The following is a 19,760-nucleotide window of genomic DNA, read 5'->3' as shown; positions in this document are numbered from 1 at the left end:
TTATCCTTGCATCTGCGGCTTGCGCGCGGTGACGTGTATATAGCGGCCAAGGCTCAGATAAGGCTCCTGGCGGCAGTACCGCGTCTCTATTTCTGTTAAGGCGTCTAAACAGTCATCCTGTTTTTGTTTATCACGCAGATAATCATGAAACACCCTCACGCCGGTTTTGCCGGTAATTTCCCAACCGATCTCCTCCAGCCAGCCATAGACCTGCTGCGGTTCACGGGGGAAATCCGGTGAAAGCGTGCGTCGTTTCTTTTTATACATGCCCTGCTGTACATAGCCAAAATTGCCGACCAGCACGTTTCGCATTAGCAGGCCGTTGGCATTGTAAAACATCAGCGATAACGCACCGCCCGGGCGCAACATCGACCACAGCGTTTTTAACATCGCTTGTGGTTCGGCGATCCATTCGAGCACAGCATGAAACAATATCAGATCAACCTGCGTTTCCAAATGCTGCGGAATGTCCTGAGCGGCGCAATGTATAAAATGCATGTTGTCGCTCACACCTTTCTCTTCTGCCGCTCGCCCTGCGCGCGCAACCATCTCGGCAGAAAGATCGCAAAGCGTGACGTGATGTCCCCGCTGCGCCATCAGAATTGCAGTCTGACCTTCCCCACCGCCGGCATCCAGCACGCGCAACGGTCGGTCACCGAATTCAGCCAGCAGCTTGTCCAGATCCTGCCAGAGGATCGTCTGACGCAGCTGACCTTTGGTGGTGCCATAAATGTTGCGCGAAAACTTTTCCGCGATGTCATCAAAATTGCGATCCCGCATTGGGAGGGTTCCACTCACTGCAAAACCGCTATTTTGTCACACCCGCGCGGAGAATGAACCACTCTGGTGTAATATCACCGACAATCGCCTGCTGTATGGTTAAAAAAGGAACCAAAAAGGATGCTTTTTACCCTAAAAAAATATACCGGAGGCATGATGCTTCCCCTTCCCCTGCTGTTGCTTCTCATCGCGCTGGGGCTGGCATTGATATGGTTTAGCCGTTTTCAGAAAAGCGGTAAATCCCTCGTTACCGTGGGCTGGCTGGCGCTGCTGTTACTCAGCCTGCAACCGGTCGCTGACGGTTTATTACGTCCGATTGAAAACACCTACCCGACATGGCAGGGAAATCAGAAGGTGGGCTATATCGTGGTGCTGGGCGGCGGGTATACCTGGGATCCGAACTGGGCGCCCAGCTCGAACCTGATCAACAACAGCCTGCCGCGCCTGAACGAGGGGATCCGCCTGTGGCTGGCCAATCCGGGATCGAAGATGATCTTCACGGGCGCTGCGGCAAAAACCAACCCGGTCAGTACCGCTGAAGCAGGAGCAAGAGTGGCTGAATCGCTTGGCGTACCACGTTCCGCCATCATCACGCTGGATAGCCCAAAAGATACCGAAGAAGAGGCGGCGGCGGTGAAACAGGCCATCGGTGATGTACCGTTCCTGCTGGTGACCTCTGCTTCACACCTGCCGCGCGCAATGATTTTCTTTGAGAAGCAGGGCCTGCATCCGCTTCCTGCTCCGGCAAACCAGATGGCTATTGACGCCCCGCTCAATCCGTGGGAACGGATAATCCCGTCCCCGGTATGGCTGATGCACAGCGATCGCGTCGGCTACGAGACGCTTGGCCGCCTCTGGCAGTGGCTCAAAGGTTCGTCAGGCAAGCCAGGGCAGGAGTGATTTTGCGGCCAGCTCGAAACTGGCGCGATTAAAGCGCCCGGTGTTGACCAGCTGCGCCACCTCATCCCAGAGAAGATAGAGCCAGCGTCGCCAGAGAAAGGCCTCCGCAACGGGGGCGCGCTGAAGATAGTGCCAGAGCAAATCTTCCGCCGCCCCGCCCTCGCTCAGCCTGAACAGTTCGTACTCGCGCGGCGCCCAGAGCATGATCCCCGGCCCGACCATCGCCAGCAGCTGGTCGCTGCGCGAGTCTTTAAGCATACTGCGCAGCGTGAAATTGCCGTGAACCAGCACGCAGTTGTCGTTAAAACCCTCAAACAGCGTCGGCAGACACTCCCGGGTGCGGAATAAAATACGTTTGTCCTGCATCGTTAAACCGGTGTTGTTGAACTGGTTCAGCGTGCCCCACAGCACTTCAACACGCTGGCGATACCACAGCGGCCACAGGTTTTCCTGCGTGCTGTCCACCGCGCCAACAAGGCCCCGGCTGTCCTGCCGATGCCAGGCAAGCAGAGCCTCGACAATCTGATCTTTCAGCTGTTCCCAGCGCTCCGGTGTACGCGTCGGGGCTTCAACAGAAACCCCGCGTAAACGCTCGATAAGCAGAACATCCGGGCCGGGATGCTCCTCATGGGTCATCACGCCGTAGACCGTCGGCATGCGGACTGTCCCTTCCCGCGCCAGCATCGACATTTTCCAGGCCAGCTGTCTGGCGACGCCCGGCGAGGTAAAACTTCTGGCCATCAGCGGCATGGGGTTTCCCTGACTGTCGTACAACGACCAGAGTGCGGTGTCGGCCTTTTCATTCACGCATTCCACCCGGCTTAGCTTTTCGCCAAGGAGATGGCTGAGTTCAGCACGCAGCTGTTCCATATGAGATTACCCCCATTAAGACTACTGCTTTTATAATGAGCGCGCGAAACCCGGATGTCACCCGGTAGAGATCAATAATGAAAAAGAAAAGGAAAATAGCCAGGCGGGAGAGCATCCCCCCAGACGAGGGGATGCCAGCGAATTAACGCATTTCGACGCGTACGCGCTCGAGATCTTCAGGGGTATCCACGCCGGTGCCTGGGATTTCCTGGGCAACCGCAACGTGAATTTTCTCGCCGTACCACAGCACGCGAAGCTGTTCGAGCATTTCAATATGCTCCAGCGGGCTTGGTGCCCAGACGACGTAGCGACGAATAAAGCCGGCGCGGTAGCCGTAAATACCGATGTGGCGCAGGAAGGTTTCGCCGATTGTCTCTTTCGATTGCGCGAAACGATCGCGATCCCACGGAATGGTGGCGCGGGAGAAATAGAGCGCGTAGCCCTCTGCGTCCATGACCACTTTCACCGCATTCGGATTGAACGCCTCTTCAGCGTGGTGAATCGGCACCGCGAGGGTCGCCATCCCGACCTGACGCTGAGCCAGGTTGTCGGCCACCTGACGGATAATCGCCGCCGGGATCATCGGCTCATCGCCCTGCACGTTCACAATCACCGTCTCGTCGCTGAAACCGCATTTTTCGACGACTTCCGCCAGGCGCTCGGTGCCTGACTGATGATCGGCACGGGTCATGCACACTTCCCCACCCGCGGCCTCAACCGCGCGCGCAACATCCGGGTGATCGGTGGCGACGATGACGCGTCCGGCGCCCGATTCGCGTGCCCGTTCAAGGACATGCACAATCATCGGTTTGCCATTGATATCCACCAGCGGTTTACCTGGCAGGCGCGTTGAAGCATAACGCGCAGGGATAATGACAACAAAACTCATGGTTTGATCTCTTCTGCCACCAGGGAACGGGCTTCATTTTCCAGCAGGACCGGAATACCGTCACGCAGCGGGAACGCCAGGCTGTCCAGTTTGCAAATCAGCTCTTGTTTATCCTGGCTGTAATACAGTTTGCCGTTGCACACCGGGCAGGCAATAATTTCAAGTAAACGGTGATCCATAGTTCCTCCGTATGGGTAATCGCTAAAGCTTATCACATTCCCTTTTCAGGGAGTGCCTGTTTCCCAGCCACCTCGACAGGTCGTAAACAGCCCCGCAGGCACGCGACCGAGTACAATTTCATGCGCCCCCTGCCAGCGGGCAAATTCACTGAGCGCAGTCGTTAACCCTTTTTCCAGGCCAGCCGTCACCTTTATGCCCTCTTCAAGCCAGAGCGCGATAATTTCAAGCATGCCGGTTTTACGGTGCATTTTAGCGTCCATGCGCCCGACTAGCTGGCCTTTGTGCAGCAGCGGCAAAACAAAATAACCATACTGCCGCCTGGGCGCCGGAGTGTAGCATTCCAGACGGTAGCTGAAATTAAACAACTGCCCGGCCCGCTTTCTGTCCCAGACAACGGGGTCGAACGGCGACAGCACGGCACTGTGGGTCGCCTGGAGTTTGCCCTCCTGCGCCTGCGCCAGCAGAGGGAACAAATCCGCATGCAACCACATTTCACCTAACGACTCTACCGAGACCGGCATGACGCGCTGTTCGCGCTGCCACGATTCCAGCAGTGGTTTTAGCTGCGGCTGACGCAGACGATAATAATCCGCCAGCCACTGTGGACGGAAGATGCCAAGGCTGCGGGCGCTATTCCCGAGCATGATGGCTTCGGCAGCGTCCTGAGACAGCAGGTCACGCGTATCGTCCCAGTGAGGCATAACGCGGTGTGTGAGGTCATAGACGCGCTGAAAGTTGCGACGCTCGACCACCATCACTTTGCCCGACGTAAACAGCCCTTCAAGATGGCGTTTGTGCGGTTTCCACTCCCACCATCCGCTTGCGCCTTTTCGCGGGTGTTCAAAATCCGCGGAGCGTACCGGCCCGTTTTCCTGAATATGGGCAATCAGTTGCTCTATTTCATCCGCGTGTTCCACCATCCACTCCTGACGGTATTTCCAGCCCATTTTGTCCGGGGCGAGCATGCGGTGACGCACCAGTGCAAAATCGCTGCGCGGGAGAAAACAGGCTTCGTGCGCCCAGTATTCCATCAGTTCGCCCTGACTTAGCGCATTATCCAGCCACTGCGGAGGATAGTTTCCCAGGCGGCTAAACAGGACCAGATACGGGCTACGCGCCACGATGTTAATGGTGTCGATTTGCAGCAACGACATGCGTTGCACGGTAGAGAGGATATCCGCTGGCTGCGCGCGGCGACGGGGCTTTTTCAGAAGCCCCTGGGCGGCAAGATGCAAGTTTCGTGCGGCTGCAAGTGAGAGTTGCGGTAGAGACATGCGTTTTCCTGTCAGTCAAAGCGCCACCGGAACCGCGTAGAAGTTACTGCACTAACGCGAGCAGTTCCTTGAGCAAATGTTCCGGCTGTTCGCCGCTGAGTTCAGCGTCAACCGGCAGATACCACCAGTTTTCTTTCGCAAAGGCCCGGCATTTTACCGCGTCTTTTTCCGTCATGATCAGCGTCTGTCCCGGCGTTGCCAGCCTTTCAACCTCTTCGGCAACTAACGCCTGGTGATCGGCGAGCGGCACCCGTTTATCAAGCTTTGCGCCGCACTGCTCCAGCGTTGCGAAGAAACGCGGCGGATGACCTATACCGGCCATCGCAACCAGATGTTCCAGTTGCGCGACGTCTTTACGCACGCCGGTCAACATATTCACGGCCTGTCCGGGACGAAGATGCATCGGGATTTCGCCCGCTCTGGCTTCACCACCGTTTACAATCACAGCATCGACGCTCTTCAGGCGCGACGCACGCTCACGCATTGGACCGGCTGGCAGCCACCAGCCGTTGCCAAAACGCCGCACGCCGTCAATGACCACGATCTCTTTGTCACGCGCCAGCGCGTAATGCTGCAAACCATCATCGGTAATAACGATTTGTACGTCATGCTCCGCAAGCAGTGCCTTTACGGCATCACTGCGCACCGGCGATACCGCAACCGGCGCGCCTGTACGCTGGTAAATCAGTACCGGCTCATCGCCGGCTTCAGCGGTTGTCGTAGCTGGGCTCAGCACCAGTGGATACTGCGCCGCTTTACCACCGTAACCGCGTGAGACAACTCCCGGGCGGATACCGCGCCTCTGGAGCTGTTCTACCAGCCAGATCACCACCGGGGTTTTGCCGTTTCCACCCGCCGTCAGGTTGCCGACCACCACCACCGGTACCGGTGCGCGCCAGGCGCGCTTGATCCCGAGGCGATAAAGCAGACGAATAGCACCGCTCACCAGGCCATACAGCCAGGAGAGCGGGAGAAGCAGCACCCACAGAGGGGATTCCCCCGACCAGATGCGTGCAATCATTGACCGAACTGCATTTTATGAAGCTGCGCGTAAACACCACGCTGTTCCAGCAGGTCCGCATGGCTGCCGCGTTCAACGATCACGCCATCTTCCACCACCACGATTTCGTCAGCCTGTTCGATGGTCGACAGACGGTGCGCAATAACCAGCGAGGTACGGTTTTTCTGTAATTCATCCAGAGCCGACTGGATAGCGCGTTCAGATTCCGTATCCAGTGCGGACGTTGCTTCATCGAGGATCAGAATCGGGCTGTTGCGCAGCAGCGCACGGGCAATCGCGATACGCTGACGCTGACCACCTGAGAGCAGCACCCCGTTTTCGCCAATGATCGTATCCAGACCGTTATCCATTTTGTTAATGAAGTCCATCGCATAGGCCATACGCGCCGCATTCTCAATCTCTTCACGGCTGTACTCTTCGGTACGGGCATACGCAATGTTGTTCGCCACTGTATCGTTGAACAGATGCACGTTCTGCGAGACCAGCGCGACCTGGTTACGCAGCGACTGGAGGGTATATTCCCGCAGGTCGTGACCATCAAGCAGGATCTCGCCCTGGTCGATATCGTAGAAACGGGTAATCAGGCTGGCAATGGTCGACTTGCCCGAACCGGAACGACCGACCAGCGCAACGGTTTTACCCGCCGGGATGGACAGGCTGATATCACGCAGCGCCGGCACTTCGCGGCCTGGATAGGTAAAGGTGACGTTACGGAATTCCAGGTCGCCTTTAGCGCGCTCGATCACGCGTGTACCTTCATCTTTTTCCTGTTCGGAATCGAGGATGCTGAACAGCGTCTGACAGGCTGCCATCCCGCGCTGGAACTGGGCGTTGACGTTAGTCAGCGATTTCAGCGGACGCATCAGCGCAATCATGGATGAGAACACCACCGTAATGGTACCCGCAGTCAGGGTTTCCATGACGCTCGGGAAACTGGCGGCATACAGGACGAAGGCCAGGGCCAGAGAGGCAATCAGCTGAATGATCGGATCGGAAATCGACGAGGCCGATACCATTTTCATTCCTTGCAGGCGCATTCTGTTGCTGACCTTGTCAAAGCGTTTGGTTTCGACTTCCTGACCGCCGAAAATCAACACTTCCTTATGGCCTTTCAGCATCTGCTCGGCGCTGGTAGTCACCTGCCCCATCGTATTCTGCATATTTTTACTGATGTTGCGAAAACGCTTTGATACCACGCGGATCGCGATGGAGACAATCGGCGCCAGCACAATAAGGATCAGCGACAGTTGCCAGCTGTAATAGAACATCATCGCGAACAGGCCGATGATGGATGCGCCTTCACGCACAACGGTAATCAGTGCGCTGGAAGAGGACGACGCCACCTGCTCTGAATCGTAGGTAATACGCGACAGCAGGGTGCCGGTTGACTGTTTGTCAAAGAATGAGACCGGCATCCCCATCATATGACTGAATAATCGACGGCGCATGGTCATCACCACTTTACCGGATACCCAGGAGATGCAGTAGCTGGATACATAGCTGGAGATTCCGCGTAAGATCATCAGCCCAATAACCACCAGCGGCATCCATAGCAGCACTGAACGATCCGTTTTACCGAAACCGTCATCCAGTAACGGTTTGAGAAGCGATAACATAAACGTATCGCTGGCTGCGTTGAGGATTAACGCTACGCCCGCCACGATCAAGCCTGCTTTGAAAGGAGCAATCATCGGCCAGAGCCGGCGGAACGTTTGCCACGTGGAGAGATCTTTGTCGTTATGCATTCAAAAAACCAGCATTTGTTGAAATAGCCGCATATTCTACCCGTTATCTACGGGCGCGCCAAACCACTGATGATACCAACGCGGTAAATAGTGTTCGCGTAAGCGACGAATTTGCCGACTATGGTGCGAAAAGGTCACAGATATCTGCCCGGAGTGCGGGGTATCAAGCCAGAGATACCCCTCCGTTCGATAGCGCCGGACCACTTTAATGGAAGGGAAACGCCACGCGTTATAGCGGGCCATTGAGGCCAGCGAAACCTGCCCCTCCACGCGCTGTAGCAACGGTGTTGAAGATGACGTGTTACTTCCATGATGCGGCACCTGAATCAGTGTAGACGCAAGCTGACGCCAGCGGTGGCTTAGCATTGCCAGTTCTGCCTGCGCTTCAATGTCTCCGGTCAGTAAAACGCTCTGTTCGCCGTCATCGATTTTTACCACGCAGGAGCGATTGTTACCTTTCGCCGAGGTGTTTTCGGGTGGCCAGTGCACGGAGAACGTTAAACCCTGCCACTGCCATCGCTGTCCTCGAAAGCACGGAAGATGTCCGGACCAGGATAAGGGGCTCCTGATCCACATTGCGGGCCAGGCAGCTTTTAGCGATGCCAGTCCCCCCGCGTGGTCGAGATGTTCATGGCTCAGGATCGCCCCTTCCGGTTTCAGATGATGCCAGCGTAGCCAGGGGATAATCAGCTGCTGCGCACTGTCCCCACCGGGCCATGCCAGCCCGGTGTCATACAGAATGGCCTTCCCGTGACGCTCAATGACCATCGCCAGCCCCTGCCCTACATCCAGCATATGCAGGGACCAGCTGTCTGTTTTAACCCTGTGCCAGAGGGGAAAGGCCAGCACCACGCTGCCTGCCAGACAGACTGCGGGTGCTGCGCTGAAGGCCCTGAATCGCCAGCCAATGACCAGCAGCCACGGCAGTAACGTCAGGTATTGCCAGCGTTCATCAACGTCCTGCCAGCCATTCGGTAAACGCATCAATAGCCAGAAAAGCCCTGCCAGAGATTTATCAGTAGCCAGCCAGACAATACTTTCCAGCGCAGCGACCGGAAACAGATGCAGAAACATGCCGAGCAGGATCAGCGGAACTGAGATAAACGTGACCAGAGGAACGGCAAACAGGTTCGCCACCAGCGAGGAGAGGCTGAAACCATGGAAAATCAGGACCTGAAGCGGCAACAGAAGCAGCAGCATTCCAACCTGCAAATACACTAGCGTCGCCAGCGGCCGCAGGCACCGGCCACGTTGCCAGTGCGGGAGAGGCAACCACTGATACCAAAAAATAAGCGCGGCGACCGCAAACGCTGACAACGCCAGGCTTTGTGACAGTACCGCCAGTGGGTCGAAAATCAGGATCGCCGCCACGCAGGTAAGCCATACCTGCCAGGGCGACCACTGGCGACCACTCATTTTTAATGCAGCCAGTACCACAAGCGCGATAACCGTGCGCAGCGCGGGCGGCTGCAAGCCCGTTAGCCATGCGTAAAACGCGGCAAAAATCAGCCCTGCCAGCAAGGGGATTTGCCAGATAATCCAGCGGCCCGGCAGGAAGAACTGAATGCCCCGCGCCAGAAACCAGATGACAGAAGCGGCCAGCGCAATATGTAATCCCGAGATTGCCATCAGATGCATCGTTCCGGTATCACGCATCAGGTTTTTTATCTCCCGCGAGACCGACAGCCGCTCCCCCATCCCCAGCCCCAGGATCACGGGTCCCCACTGATATGCTGAAAGAGTATTCTGTAGTGATGTCAGGTATTGCGCACGCAGACTACAGCCTTCGTCAACGAGCGCCGCATGGGTAAACCGTCCACTCAGCGTCTGGTGTCGGGCAAAGGCATTTTTCTGTGAATCATAGCCGCCATCGTTGAGTTCTCCGTGTACCGCCCTGAACCGCAGGGTCATTGCCCAGCGTTGACCCACGCAGACGTTTTGCGGCAGATAGTTGCCATACAGCGCCACGCCCATGGCAGCCCACACGCGTTCTCCATTGAGGCTGACAATTCTTCCCTGATGCATCGTTGCGCCGTCCGTTGCGGTAATGACCACCTCGGCCTGCTGCGGTGCTTGCGTTAAATAGTTCATCGGCCACACGCTTTCCTGAGCGGCCAGGATCCCCCAGCACATAAAAAGCAATGCGAGTCCTGAAAACCTGAGCCATTTTCTCTGCTGTACGGATAACGCAATTCCTGCGGCAATCAGCAACCAGACAAGATGCAAATCTGGCAAAACGGGTAACCAATAGAGCGGGATTATGGCCAGAATGGCGCACATACTGATAACGTGGATCCCCATCTTCACCTCCATGTTTCAGGCGATTATGCGGCGGGACTGATGCGTCGTCAGACAGGAAAGACGTGATTTACAGCAGGCGCTGCAACGTTTTTAAGCGCTTACAGCAAAGAGAAAATTAAAATGCGGCGCGTATTCAGAAATGCAGGGGCGGGATACAAAAAAAGCACCCTAAGGTGCTTTCTTTAAACTCAGTTTAACCCTGATGATTAAACTCAGTTACCGTAAATATTGGCGCGATCGCGCAGTTCTTTACCCGGCTTAAAGTGCGGAACATACTTTCCTTCCAGCTCCACTTTATCGCCAGTCTTCGGGTTACGCCCGGTACGTGGTGCACGATAGTGCAGAGAAAAACTACCGAAACCGCGGATTTCAATGCGCTCGCCCTGGGCAAGAGTGGTAGCCATATGCTCCAGCATCTCTTTAACGGCATCTTCCACAGCCTTGGCAGGGATATGCGGTTGCTGACTGGCAAGTCTTTCAATCAATTCTGACTTGGTCATGATTCCTCCGGTTCCTTTCAAACCCATTAGCTGAACAGCTTATTAAACAAGGGCGGCCGTAGCCGCCCTTTGTTATTGATTACAGGACGAATCCTGCAATCTGTCAAGTCTGCTCTCCATCCTTCGCGCTGTAAATGCGTTACAGCTCAAATGATGGTGCGAACCTGAACTTACTCGCCTTTAGCTGCTTTGAAAGCTTCAGCCATTGCGTTGTTAGAGAAGTTTGCATCTTCCTGTTTGTTCACAGTTGCGATTGCATCTTTCTCATCAGCTTCGTCTTTAGCACGAACAGACAGGCTGATTGCACGGTTCTTACGGTCAACACCGGTGAACTTAGCTTCAACGTCGTCACCAACGCTCAGAACCAGAGTTGCATCTTCAACGCGGTCACGTGAAGCTTCGGAAGCGCGCAGGTAACCTTCAACGCCGTCAGCCAGTTCTACGGTTGCGCCTTTAGCGTCAACAGCAGTCACTTTACCGTTTACGATTGCGCCTTTCTTGTTCAGTGCAACCCAGTTGTTGAACGGATCTTCTGCGAGCTGTTTAACGCCCAGGGAGATACGCTCACGCTCTGCGTCAACTTGCAGAACAACTGCTGCGATTTCGTCGCCTTTTTTGTATTCACGAACTGCTTCTTCGCCTGCAACGTTCCAGGAGATGTCAGACAGGTGAACCAGGCCATCGATGCCGCCGTCCAGGCCGATGAAGATACCGAAGTCAGTGATAGACTTGATTTTACCTTCAACACGGTCGCCCTTGTTGTGGGTTTCCGCGAACTGCTGCCATGGGTTGTTTTTGCACTGCTTCAGGCCCAGGGAGATACGACGACGTTCTTCGTCGATATCCAGAACCATCACTTCCACTACATCACCAACGTTAACAACTTTGGATGGGTGGATGTTTTTGTTGGTCCAGTCCATTTCGGAAACGTGCACCAGACCTTCAACGCCTTCTTCGATTTCAACGAAGCAGCCGTAGTCAGTCAGGTTGGTAACGCGACCAGTCAGTTTAGTACCTTCTGGGTAACGCTTAGCGATAGCTACCCATGGATCTTCGCCCAGCTGTTTCAGGCCGAGGGATACACGAGTACGCTCGCGGTCGAACTTCAGCACTTTAACAGTGATTTCGTCGCCCACGTTCACGATTTCGCTTGGGTGCTTAACGCGTTTCCACGCCATGTCGGTGATGTGCAGCAGGCCATCAACGCCGCCCAGGTCAACGAATGCGCCGTAGTCAGTGAGGTTCTTAACGATACCTTTGACTTCCATGCCTTCCTGCAGGTTTTCCAGCAGCTGATCGCGTTCTGCGCTGTTTTCGGATTCGATAACGGCACGACGGGAAACAACAACGTTGTTACGCTTCTGGTCCAGCTTGATTACTTTGAACTCAAGCTCTTTGCCTTCGAGGTGCAGGGTGTCACGGACTGGACGAACGTCTACCAGAGAACCTGGCAGGAACGCACGAATACCATTCAGCTCAACAGTGAAGCCACCTTTAACTTTGCCGTTGATAACACCGACCACAGTTTCAGCTTCTTCGTAAGCTTTTTCCAGCGTGATCCATGCTTCGTGACGTTTAGCTTTCTCACGAGACAGCAGGGTTTCGCCGAAGCCGTCTTCTACTGCGTCCAGAGCAACGTCAACTTCGTCACCAACCTGGATTTCCAGCTCGCCCTGGGCGTTTTTGAACTGCTCAGCCGGGATGGCAGACTCAGATTTCAGACCGGCGTCAACCAGTACAACGTCTTTGTCGATAGCAACAACAACGCCACGAACGATGGAACCCGGACGGGTTTCGATTTCTTTTAAGGATTCTTCAAACAGTTGAGCAAAAGATTCAGTCATGTTTAATCTTCAGGTTAATATTAACGTCCACCTGGCTCCGTGCCGGATGGGGTTGTTTCACATACCCGCCGTCAATCCATTGCAGCGGGGGTACTGCTAAATCGGTCGCGATTACGCGAGTGCCAGTTTTTGGCGCGCATATTGTAGCGCTTTTTCAATCACTTGCTCAATAGTTAAACTGGTTGAATCCAGCACTAATGCGTCTTGCGCGGGAACAAGTGGTGCGACGGCGCGGTTACGATCGCGGTCATCGCGCTCTTTTATCTCGGATAAAAGGCGATCAAAGTTAACACTAAACCCCTTTTCCTGCAACTGAAGCATGCGGCGTTGAGCACGTTCTTCTGAAGAGGCGTCAAGGAAAATTTTCACTGGCGCATCGGGGAATACCACGGTTCCCATGTCGCGGCCGTCGGCGATCAGCCCCGGCGCTTCACGGAAACCGCGCTGGCGACGTAACAGCGCTTCACGAACGCGTGGGAAAGCCGCCACCTGAGAGGCCGCATTGGCCACTTCTTGCGTACGGATTTCACCGCTGACATCTTCCCCTTCCAGGATCACTTCAAGGTTGCCATCGGTCGAGACAAAGCGCACATCCAGATGCGCAGCCAACGGTACCAGCGCTTCTTCAGACGCAACATCCACATGATGATGCAGCGCAGCCAGCGCCAGCACGCGATAGATTGCTCCCGAATCTAAAAGATGCCATTGCAATGCTTCCGCCATCGCTTTGCACAGAGTACCTTTCCCTGCGCCACTTGGCCCATCAATGGTGATTACCGGGGCAATTGCCGTCATCTTTTTCTCCTTAATTAAGGCATACCGTTTACATGAACGCCGCGCATTATACGCGCCAACGTGCGCAACTGTTACCTTTGCGTGCAAATTACGGAATGATTGAAGCAGAGTGTAGAAGAAATGAAAGAGGATGAGTGTCAGAAAGCGTAAGGAAATGCCGCATCAGGTGATGCGGCATACGATCATCAGGCCAGGGTGCTAATGCGCGCCAGCTGTTCGAAGTAGTCCGGGAACGTTTTTGCCGTACACTTCGGATCAAGGATAGTGACTGGCGTATCTGACAACGCCACCAGCGAGAAACACATCGCCATGCGGTGATCGTTGTAGGTGCCAATTTCTGCAAATTGCAGTTTTGCCGGCGGCGTGACGCGAATGTAGTCTTCGCCCTCTTCTACCTCGGCCCCCACTTTACGCAGCTCGGTTGCCATCGCGAACAGGCGGTCCGTCTCTTTCACACGCCAGTTGTAAATGTTTCGCAGCGTGGTGGTGCCTTTCGCAAACAGCGCAGCGGTGGCAATGGTCATCGCCGCATCCGGAATATGGTTCATATCCATATCGATGGCGTTCAGCTCACCGTGGGTGCAGGAGATGAAGTCATCGCCCCAGGTCACCACCGCGCCCATTTTTTCCAGCACGTCAGCAAAACGGATATCGCCCTGCACGCTGTTGCGGCCAATGCCCGTCACTTTAACCGTACCGCCTTTAATCGCGCCTGCGGCAAGGAAATAGGAGGCGGATGAAGCATCGCCTTCAACCAGGTAGTGGCCCGGGGAGTGATACTGCTGCGCTCCGCGCACCACGAAAAGCTGATAAGACTGGTTTTCCACCTCAACACCAAAGGTGTTCATCAGGTGCAGGGTGATATCAATGTACGGCTTAGAAACCAGGTCGCCTTTAATGTTGATGACGGTGTCCTGTGGTGCCAGCGGTGCGGTCATCAGCAGCGCGGTCAGGAACTGGCTGGAAACGCTACCGTCAACCTCAACATTGCCGCCAGTGAATCCCCCGCGCAGACGCAGGGGCGGGTAATTTTCCTGCTCAAGATAATCAATCTGCGCGCCGCCCTGACGCAGGGCATCCACCAGATGGCCGATCGGACGCTCTTTCATTCGCGGCTCACCGGTCAGCACAATATCGTTACTCCCCAGACACAGCGCTGCGGCCAGAGGACGCATCGCGGTACCGGCGTTACCCAGGAAAAGCTCCAGCGCTTCAGCAGAATGTAACGCGCCGCCGTTACCGGTGACTTCACAACGGGTACGATCGTCAGACAGCGCGTACTGAACGCCCAACGCTTTCAGTGCATTGAGCATATGGCGCACGTCATCGCTGTCCAGCAGATTAGTGAGGACGGTGGTGCCGTTTGCCAGAGCTGCCAGCAGCAGAGCGCGGTTCGAGACACTTTTTGAACCAGGCAGATTAATGGTGCCATCTACCCGCGCGATAGGTTGTAACGTCAGGGATTCCATGAAACTCAACTCTCAACTCAACATAATAAAAACCCCGCAGGAACGCTGCGGGGGTGAAAAACAGCCAATTAACCGTGACGACGTTCGAAGTCGATCATGAAATCAGTCAGGGCTTTAACGCCCTCCAGCGGCATGGCGTTATAGATAGAGGCGCGCATTCCGCCTACCACACGGTGGCCTTTCAGCGCATGCAGACCCGCCGCGAAGGACTCTTCCAGGAACACGTTATCCAGGTTGCTGTCCGCCAGCTGGAACGGCACGTTCATGCGCGAACGGTTAGTTTTGGCGACATCGTTACGGTAGAAATCGCTCTTGTCGATCACGCCGTACAGCAGTTCAGCCTTTTGCTGATTGATCTTATCCATCTGCGCCACACCGCCTTTTTGCTTCAGCCATTTGAAGACCAGGCCGGAGAGATACCAGGCAAACGTTGGTGGGGTGTTGAACATGGAATCGTTGTCGTTCAGGACGGTGTAATCCAGAATTGACGGGCAAGACTTATGGGCTTTCCCCAGCAGGTCTTCACGCACAATAACGATAGTCAGACCCGCAGGACCGATGTTTTTCTGGGCACCCGCGTAGATGACGCCGTAGCGGCTGACATCCAGCGGGGTGGACAGAATGGTTGAAGAGAGATCCGCCGTCACAATGACATTTTCGCCAAAGTCTGGCTCTTCGTGAATGGCAATACCGTCGATGGTTTCGTTCGGGCAGTAGTGAAGATACGCGGCGTTGTCAGAAAGCTGCCACTCAATCATCGGCTTCACGGCGCGCAGACCGTCAACGGTCACTTTGGCATCGATGACATTCGGCGTGCAATATTTGTGCGCTTCTTTTACGGCACTGGCCGCCCAGTAGCCGGCATCAACGTAATCAGCGGTGGTTTTGTCGCCCAGTAGATTGAGCGGGATACCCGCAAACTGGCCGCGTCCACCGCCGTGACAGAACAATACTTTGTAGTTCGAGGGAATGTTCAGCAGATCGCGAAAATCCTTTTCTGCTTCTTCCGCCACCTGAATAAACGCTTTACCCCGGTGGCTGACTTCCATCACCGACGTACCCAGACCGTTCCAGTCACACAGCTCCTGTTGAGCCTGTTTGAGCACGTCTGCCGGTAACATTGCCGGACCTGAACTGAAATTAAAGACTTGAGCCATTTCCCCTCACCACGCTAAAAGCCATAAGTTATAACTGTGGATATCGGTTTTATCATTCAGTGACACGCGCCGCAATGTCTAAAACTGATGGCCGAAGAAATGTGCCCCTCGTCACACAATACAATCTGCCGTACCGTTGTCACAAAACCGACAAAATCGCTGTCAGGTGTTACGTTTAGCCCGGCTAACCTTCGTCCATTCTGGATTCGTACAGCGGGGGCATAATTGATGTTCGCCCGCCTGCATAACCACGACATGACTACATTTTATGCAGGCGTACTCGCCCGCTTCAGGTACAGTTTTGTATCGCTCGATGAGCATATCCGGCAGGATGCACAGGCCGGGCTTCACCTCATCGTCGGAATAGTAATAGACGCTGATTTGACCATTCGTTTCCATAATCGCCAGACGCACCTGCCCCAGTTGCTCAACGCTGCTCAAACGGAGTTCCATAAAGAACTCAAACTCCGTCATATTGGCGCTTTGCACATTCTCCCAGGCCAGTTGACCATCTTCGACAATCACCACCGGCTTCCCTTCGAGCAGATCTTCCAGTTTCTCACTTTTCGACATCAGCCACATGACCAGCCGGTACAGCAGTGCAAGCGTCACGAAGACGATAAAGACCGGCACCATCGGCACATCGTCATAAAAGGCAACGTCCCCTGCCGCCGACCCCAGCGTCAGGATGATCAGCACTTCAAACAGCGACATCTGCCGCACGCCGCGACGTCCGGTGATTTTCAGAAACAGGAAAACGAGTACAAAGGTGTACAGGCTGCGCAGCGCTACTTCGCCTAAAAACTCAGGAGGGACTTTATCAAACGCCATCCGCTGGAGATCGAAAGCTTTCATTTTTTTATGCCTTAACAGTAGGTTACTGCTTATAAGCATAGTCCAGCCATTTATTTTCGCCGGAGATAGCACCCGTCACGCAAAACCCGTATCATTGCGCGCTTTACGTACGATAAAAGTGAACGCCATGACTCAAACGTTTATCCCCGGCAAAGACGCCGCTCTGGAAGATTCCATCGCTCGCTTCCAGCAGAAACTGACCGACCTGGGCTTTAATATCGAAGAAGCCTCCTGGCTGAATCCGGTGCCTCACGTCTGGTCCGTGCATATTCGCGACAAAGACTGTGCGCTGTGCTTTACCAACGGTAAAGGCGCGACCAAAAAAGCGGCGCTGGCCTCTGCGCTGGGTGAGTATTTTGAGCGTCTGTCCACCAACTACTTCTTCGCCGACTTCTGGCTGGGCGAAACTATTGCCAACGGTCCGTTCGTTCACTATCCGAACGAAAAATGGTTCCCGCTGACCGAAAACGATGAACTGCCGGAAGGCATTCTCGATGCCCGCCTGCGCGCGTTCTACGATCCGGAAAACGAACTGACCGGCAGCATGTTGATCGACCTGCAATCCGGCAATGAGGATCGTGGGATCTGCGCCCTGCCGTTCACCCGTCAGTCTGACGAGCAGACCGTTTATATCCCGATGAACATCGTCGGCAACCTGTATGTGTCTAACGGCATGTCTGCCGGTAATACCCGCAACGAAGCGCGCGTGCAGGGATTGTCTGAAGTTTTCGAGCGTCATATCAAAAACCGCATTATTGCTGAATCCATCAGCCTGCCGGAGATCCCGGCTGACGTGCTGGCGCGCTACCCGGGCGTGGTGGAATCCATCGCCAAACTGGAAGCAGAAGGTTTCCCAATCTTTGCTTATGACGGCTCTCTGGGCGGCAAATATCCGGTTATCTGCGTGGTACTGTTCAACCCGGCAAATGGCACCTGCTTCGCCTCCTTCGGCGCGCACCCGGACTTCGGCGTGGCGCTGGAGCGTACCGTAACCGAACTGCTGCAAGGTCGTAGCCTGAAAGATCTCGATGTCTTTACTCCGCCAACCTTTGATGACGAAGAAGTCGCCGAGCACACCAACCTCGAAACACACTTCATCGACTCCAGCGGTTTGATCTCCTGGGATATGTTCAAACAGGACGCGGACTATCCGTTCGTGGACTGGAGCTTTGCCGGTACGACGGAAGAAGAGTTCGCCACCCTGATGGCGATCTTTAACGCGGAAGATCAGGAAGTCTACATTGCCGACTATGAACACCTCGGCGTTTACGCGTGCCGTATTATTGTGCCAGGTATGTCGGACATTTATCCGGCAGAAGATTTATGGCTGGCGAACAACAGCATGGGCGCACATCTGCGTGAAACCCTGCTGGCCCTGCCAGGCAGCGAGTGGGATAAAGAAGATTATCTGAACCTGATCGCCCAGCTGGACGAAGAAGGACACGATGATTTCACCCGCGTGCGCGAACTGCTGGGTCTGGCGACCAGAAAAGATAACGGCTGGTACACCCTGCGCATCGGCGAGCTGAAAGCGATGCTGGCGCTGGCGGGCGGCGATCTGGATCAGGCTTTGGCCTGGACCGAGTGGACGATGGAGTTTAACCAGTCCGTCTTCTCCGCCGAGCGCACTAACTATTACCGTTGCCTGCAAACGCTGCTCCTGCTTTCTCAGGAAGACGACCGCGAGCCATTGCAGTATCTGAACGCCTTTGTACGTATGTACGGTGCGGATGCCGTTGAAGCTGCCAGCGCGGCGTTGAGCGGTGAAGAACCATTCTACGGCCTGCAAGCGGTTGACAACGATCTGAAAGCCTTCCCGGCGCATCAGTCACTGCTGAATGCGTATGAAAAATTGCAGAAGGCAAAAGCCGCTTACTGGTCAAAATAAGCGCATATAACATTAATGGCTGTAGGCGTATTCAATCGCCTGAGCTATATTACGGGGCAATTTCATTGCCCCTTTTTTTATTTTTCCGCAATGACGTTTAATTGTAATAATTAAGTTAACCACGGGTAAATATAAAAACGCTTACCTGAGCTTTACTGTTACTAATTATAATAAATACTCCATTTTAATTAACTGTTCCACGGGAGGCTAAAGGAAAAAATTCAACTCTTTTCATAACTTTTAAAATTTATTTTTATACGGATAATCAAATACTTACTCCGCTTTTGCTGTAAAACCATACACACTGCGGGCCTATAAGCCAGGCGAGATATGATCTATATCAATTTCTCTTCTATAATGCTTTGTTAGTATCTCGTCGCCGACTTAATAAAGAGAGAGTTAGTGTGAAAGCTGACAACCCTTTTGATCTATTACTCCCCGCTGCGATGGCGAAAGTTGCCGAAGAAGCGGGTGTCTACAAAGCCACGAAACATCCGATGACGACGTTCTTTCTGGCCATTACGGCTGGGGTGTTCATCTCCATCGCTTTCGTCTTCTATATCACAGCCACCACCGGCACTGCCGGGATGCCTTTCGGCATAGCGAAATTGATTGGTGGTATTTGCTTCTCACTGGGCCTGATTCTCTGCGTCATCTGCGGCGCCGACCTCTTCACCTCAACGGTGCTGATTGTGGTGGCAAAAGCCAGCGGAAGAATTACCTGGGGTCAACTGGGGCGCAACTGGCTCAACGTTTACGTTGGCAACCTGATTGGCTGTCTGCTCTTTGTTCTGTTGATGTGGCTCTCTGGCGAGTATATGACCGCCAACGGCGGCTGGGGGCTTAACGTCCTGCAAACCGCCGACCACAAAATGCACCATACATTTATCGAAGCTGTTGCTCTCGGCATCCTCGCAAACCTGATGGTCTGCCTGGCGGTCTGGATGAGCTACTCTGGTCGTAGCCTGATGGATAAAGCCATGATTATGGTTCTGCCGGTTGCGATGTTTGTTGCCAGCGGCTTTGAGCACAGTATTGCGAATATGTTCATGATCCCGATGGGTATTGTTATCCGCAACTTTGCAAGCCCGGAGTTCTGGACTGCTGTAGGTTCAACCCCGGAAAGTTTTTCACACCTGACTATTATGAACTTCATTACTGATAACCTGATCCCCGTCACTATCGGGAACATTATCGGTGGGGGTCTGTTAGTTGGGTTGACATACTGGGTCATTTACCTGCGTGGCGGCGATCATCATTAATGGTTGTCTCAGGCAGTAAATAAAAAATCC

17 protein-coding genes are annotated in these 19,760 nt (G+C 54.4%); 3 read left to right on the top strand and 14 right to left on the bottom strand.

The window, feature by feature from the left end:
• Positions 1 to 780, bottom strand: coding sequence for a tRNA uridine 5-oxyacetic acid(34) methyltransferase CmoM (gene cmoM, locus ACOTX5_RS20110; RefSeq protein ID WP_003858212.1), 780 nt, complete (start codon positions 778 to 780; stop codon positions 1 to 3).
• 120 nt (positions 781 to 900) lie between these two features.
• Here cmoM and elyC point away from each other — a divergent pair, with 120 nt between their 5' ends.
• Entirely contained in the window at positions 901 to 1,680 is a 780-nt protein-coding gene (elyC, locus tag ACOTX5_RS20105; RefSeq protein WP_063438733.1) for an envelope biogenesis factor ElyC, read from the top strand.
• Here elyC and ACOTX5_RS20100 read toward each other — a convergent pair.
• The 13 genes from ACOTX5_RS20100 to ACOTX5_RS20040 form a co-directional block, all read right to left on the bottom strand.
• Positions 1,657 to 2,550, bottom strand: coding sequence for a YcbJ family phosphotransferase (locus tag ACOTX5_RS20100; protein WP_045911580.1), 894 nt, complete (start codon positions 2,548 to 2,550; stop codon positions 1,657 to 1,659). The two genes, elyC and ACOTX5_RS20100, sit on opposite strands and share 24 nt — an antisense overlap.
• A 142-nt stretch (positions 2,551 to 2,692) precedes the next feature.
• Positions 2,693 to 3,439, bottom strand: coding sequence for a 3-deoxy-manno-octulosonate cytidylyltransferase (gene kdsB / locus ACOTX5_RS20095; RefSeq protein WP_017693695.1), 747 nt, complete (start codon positions 3,437 to 3,439; stop codon positions 2,693 to 2,695).
• Positions 3,436 to 3,618, bottom strand: a complete 183-nt coding sequence (ycaR, locus tag ACOTX5_RS20090; RefSeq protein ID WP_003858220.1) for a protein YcaR — start codon at positions 3,616 to 3,618, stop codon at positions 3,436 to 3,438. Before ycaR ends, kdsB begins: the two co-directional genes overlap by 4 nt.
• A gap of 45 nt (positions 3,619 to 3,663) precedes the next feature.
• Positions 3,664 to 4,893: a winged helix-turn-helix domain-containing protein gene (locus tag ACOTX5_RS20085; protein ID WP_032671220.1), complete on the bottom strand. Its 1,230-nt coding sequence runs from the start codon at positions 4,891 to 4,893 to the stop codon at positions 3,664 to 3,666.
• Positions 4,894 to 4,936: 43 nt separating this feature from the next.
• A complete protein-coding gene (gene lpxK / locus ACOTX5_RS20080; RefSeq protein WP_017693696.1) occupies positions 4,937 to 5,914 on the bottom strand; it encodes a tetraacyldisaccharide 4'-kinase in 978 nt (325 codons plus the stop codon).
• On the bottom strand, positions 5,911 to 7,659 hold the full coding sequence (gene msbA, locus ACOTX5_RS20075; RefSeq protein WP_003858227.1) for a lipid A ABC transporter ATP-binding protein/permease MsbA: 1,749 nt from the start codon (positions 7,657 to 7,659) through the stop codon (positions 5,911 to 5,913). The genes lpxK and msbA overlap by 4 nt, the downstream gene beginning before the upstream one ends.
• Before the next feature lie 36 nt (positions 7,660 to 7,695).
• Positions 7,696 to 9,960: a ComEC family protein gene (locus ACOTX5_RS20070; protein WP_045329580.1), complete on the bottom strand. Its 2,265-nt coding sequence runs from the start codon at positions 9,958 to 9,960 to the stop codon at positions 7,696 to 7,698.
• A gap of 212 nt (positions 9,961 to 10,172) precedes the next feature.
• On the bottom strand, positions 10,173 to 10,460 hold the full coding sequence (gene ihfB / locus ACOTX5_RS20065; protein ID WP_003858233.1) for an integration host factor subunit beta: 288 nt from the start codon (positions 10,458 to 10,460) through the stop codon (positions 10,173 to 10,175).
• A 170-nt stretch (positions 10,461 to 10,630) separates the two neighbouring features.
• Positions 10,631 to 12,304, bottom strand: a complete 1,674-nt coding sequence (rpsA, locus tag ACOTX5_RS20060; RefSeq protein ID WP_003858235.1) for a 30S ribosomal protein S1 — start codon at positions 12,302 to 12,304, stop codon at positions 10,631 to 10,633.
• A 111-nt stretch (positions 12,305 to 12,415) separates the two neighbouring features.
• On the bottom strand, positions 12,416 to 13,099 hold the full coding sequence (cmk, locus tag ACOTX5_RS20055) for a (d)CMP kinase (protein ID WP_015570968.1): 684 nt from the start codon (positions 13,097 to 13,099) through the stop codon (positions 12,416 to 12,418).
• Positions 13,100 to 13,284: 185 nt separating this feature from the next.
• The gene (gene aroA, locus ACOTX5_RS20050) at positions 13,285 to 14,568 is read right to left on the bottom strand and encodes a 3-phosphoshikimate 1-carboxyvinyltransferase (protein ID WP_023296223.1); all 1,284 of its coding nucleotides are present in this window, start codon (positions 14,566 to 14,568) and stop codon (positions 13,285 to 13,287) included.
• Between the two features lie 68 nt (positions 14,569 to 14,636).
• The gene (gene serC, locus ACOTX5_RS20045) at positions 14,637 to 15,725 is read right to left on the bottom strand and encodes a 3-phosphoserine/phosphohydroxythreonine transaminase (protein ID WP_045911579.1); all 1,089 of its coding nucleotides are present in this window, start codon (positions 15,723 to 15,725) and stop codon (positions 14,637 to 14,639) included.
• 162 nt (positions 15,726 to 15,887) lie between these two features.
• Positions 15,888 to 16,580, bottom strand: a complete 693-nt coding sequence (locus ACOTX5_RS20040; RefSeq protein ID WP_017384830.1) for a DUF421 domain-containing protein — start codon at positions 16,578 to 16,580, stop codon at positions 15,888 to 15,890.
• A 127-nt stretch (positions 16,581 to 16,707) separates the two neighbouring features.
• Between ACOTX5_RS20040 and ycaO the strand changes: the two genes are divergently transcribed.
• Both ycaO and focA read left to right on the top strand, forming a co-directional pair.
• Positions 16,708 to 18,468, top strand: a complete 1,761-nt coding sequence (gene ycaO / locus ACOTX5_RS20035; protein WP_045911689.1) for a 30S ribosomal protein S12 methylthiotransferase accessory factor YcaO — start codon at positions 16,708 to 16,710, stop codon at positions 18,466 to 18,468.
• A gap of 404 nt (positions 18,469 to 18,872) precedes the next feature.
• The gene (gene focA, locus ACOTX5_RS20030) at positions 18,873 to 19,730 is read left to right on the top strand and encodes a formate transporter FocA (protein WP_017384832.1); all 858 of its coding nucleotides are present in this window, start codon (positions 18,873 to 18,875) and stop codon (positions 19,728 to 19,730) included.
• Positions 19,731 to 19,760 lie beyond the last annotated feature (30 nt).

It is taken from the genome of Enterobacter cloacae complex sp. IR5441 (assembly GCF_049238215.1).
GTDB classification, from domain to species: domain Bacteria; phylum Pseudomonadota; class Gammaproteobacteria; order Enterobacterales; family Enterobacteriaceae; genus Enterobacter; species Enterobacter hormaechei_C.
This window is presented reverse-complemented; position numbering and strand designations above follow the sequence as displayed.

Excerpts from the sequence above, each read along its gene's own strand:
- cmoM (WP_003858212.1), bottom strand. The coding sequence starts at position 780 with ATGCGGGATCGCAATTTTGATGACATCGCGGAAAAGTTTTCGCGCAAC.
- lpxK (WP_017693696.1), bottom strand. The coding sequence starts at position 5,914 with ATGATTGCACGCATCTGGTCGGGGGAATCCCCTCTGTGGGTGCTGCTT.
- ACOTX5_RS20070 (WP_045329580.1), bottom strand. The coding sequence starts at position 9,960 with ATGGGGATCCACGTTATCAGTATGTGCGCCATTCTGGCCATAATCCCG.
- elyC (WP_063438733.1), top strand. The coding sequence starts at position 901 with ATGCTTTTTACCCTAAAAAAATATACCGGAGGCATGATGCTTCCCCTT.
- msbA (WP_003858227.1), bottom strand. The coding sequence starts at position 7,659 with ATGCATAACGACAAAGATCTCTCCACGTGGCAAACGTTCCGCCGGCTC.
- ACOTX5_RS20040 (WP_017384830.1), bottom strand. The coding sequence starts at position 16,580 with ATGAAAGCTTTCGATCTCCAGCGGATGGCGTTTGATAAAGTCCCTCCT.
- ycaO (WP_045911689.1), top strand. The coding sequence starts at position 16,708 with ATGACTCAAACGTTTATCCCCGGCAAAGACGCCGCTCTGGAAGATTCC.
- kdsB (WP_017693695.1), bottom strand. The coding sequence starts at position 3,439 with ATGAGTTTTGTTGTCATTATCCCTGCGCGTTATGCTTCAACGCGCCTG.
- ycaR (WP_003858220.1), bottom strand. The coding sequence starts at position 3,618 with ATGGATCACCGTTTACTTGAAATTATTGCCTGCCCGGTGTGCAACGGC.
- ACOTX5_RS20085 (WP_032671220.1), bottom strand. The coding sequence starts at position 4,893 with ATGTCTCTACCGCAACTCTCACTTGCAGCCGCACGAAACTTGCATCTT.
- rpsA (WP_003858235.1), bottom strand. The coding sequence starts at position 12,304 with ATGACTGAATCTTTTGCTCAACTGTTTGAAGAATCCTTAAAAGAAATC.
- aroA (WP_023296223.1), bottom strand. The coding sequence starts at position 14,568 with ATGGAATCCCTGACGTTACAACCTATCGCGCGGGTAGATGGCACCATT.
- cmk (WP_015570968.1), bottom strand. The coding sequence starts at position 13,099 with ATGACGGCAATTGCCCCGGTAATCACCATTGATGGGCCAAGTGGCGCA.
- serC (WP_045911579.1), bottom strand. The coding sequence starts at position 15,725 with ATGGCTCAAGTCTTTAATTTCAGTTCAGGTCCGGCAATGTTACCGGCA.
- ACOTX5_RS20100 (WP_045911580.1), bottom strand. The coding sequence starts at position 2,550 with ATGGAACAGCTGCGTGCTGAACTCAGCCATCTCCTTGGCGAAAAGCTA.
- ihfB (WP_003858233.1), bottom strand. The coding sequence starts at position 10,460 with ATGACCAAGTCAGAATTGATTGAAAGACTTGCCAGTCAGCAACCGCAT.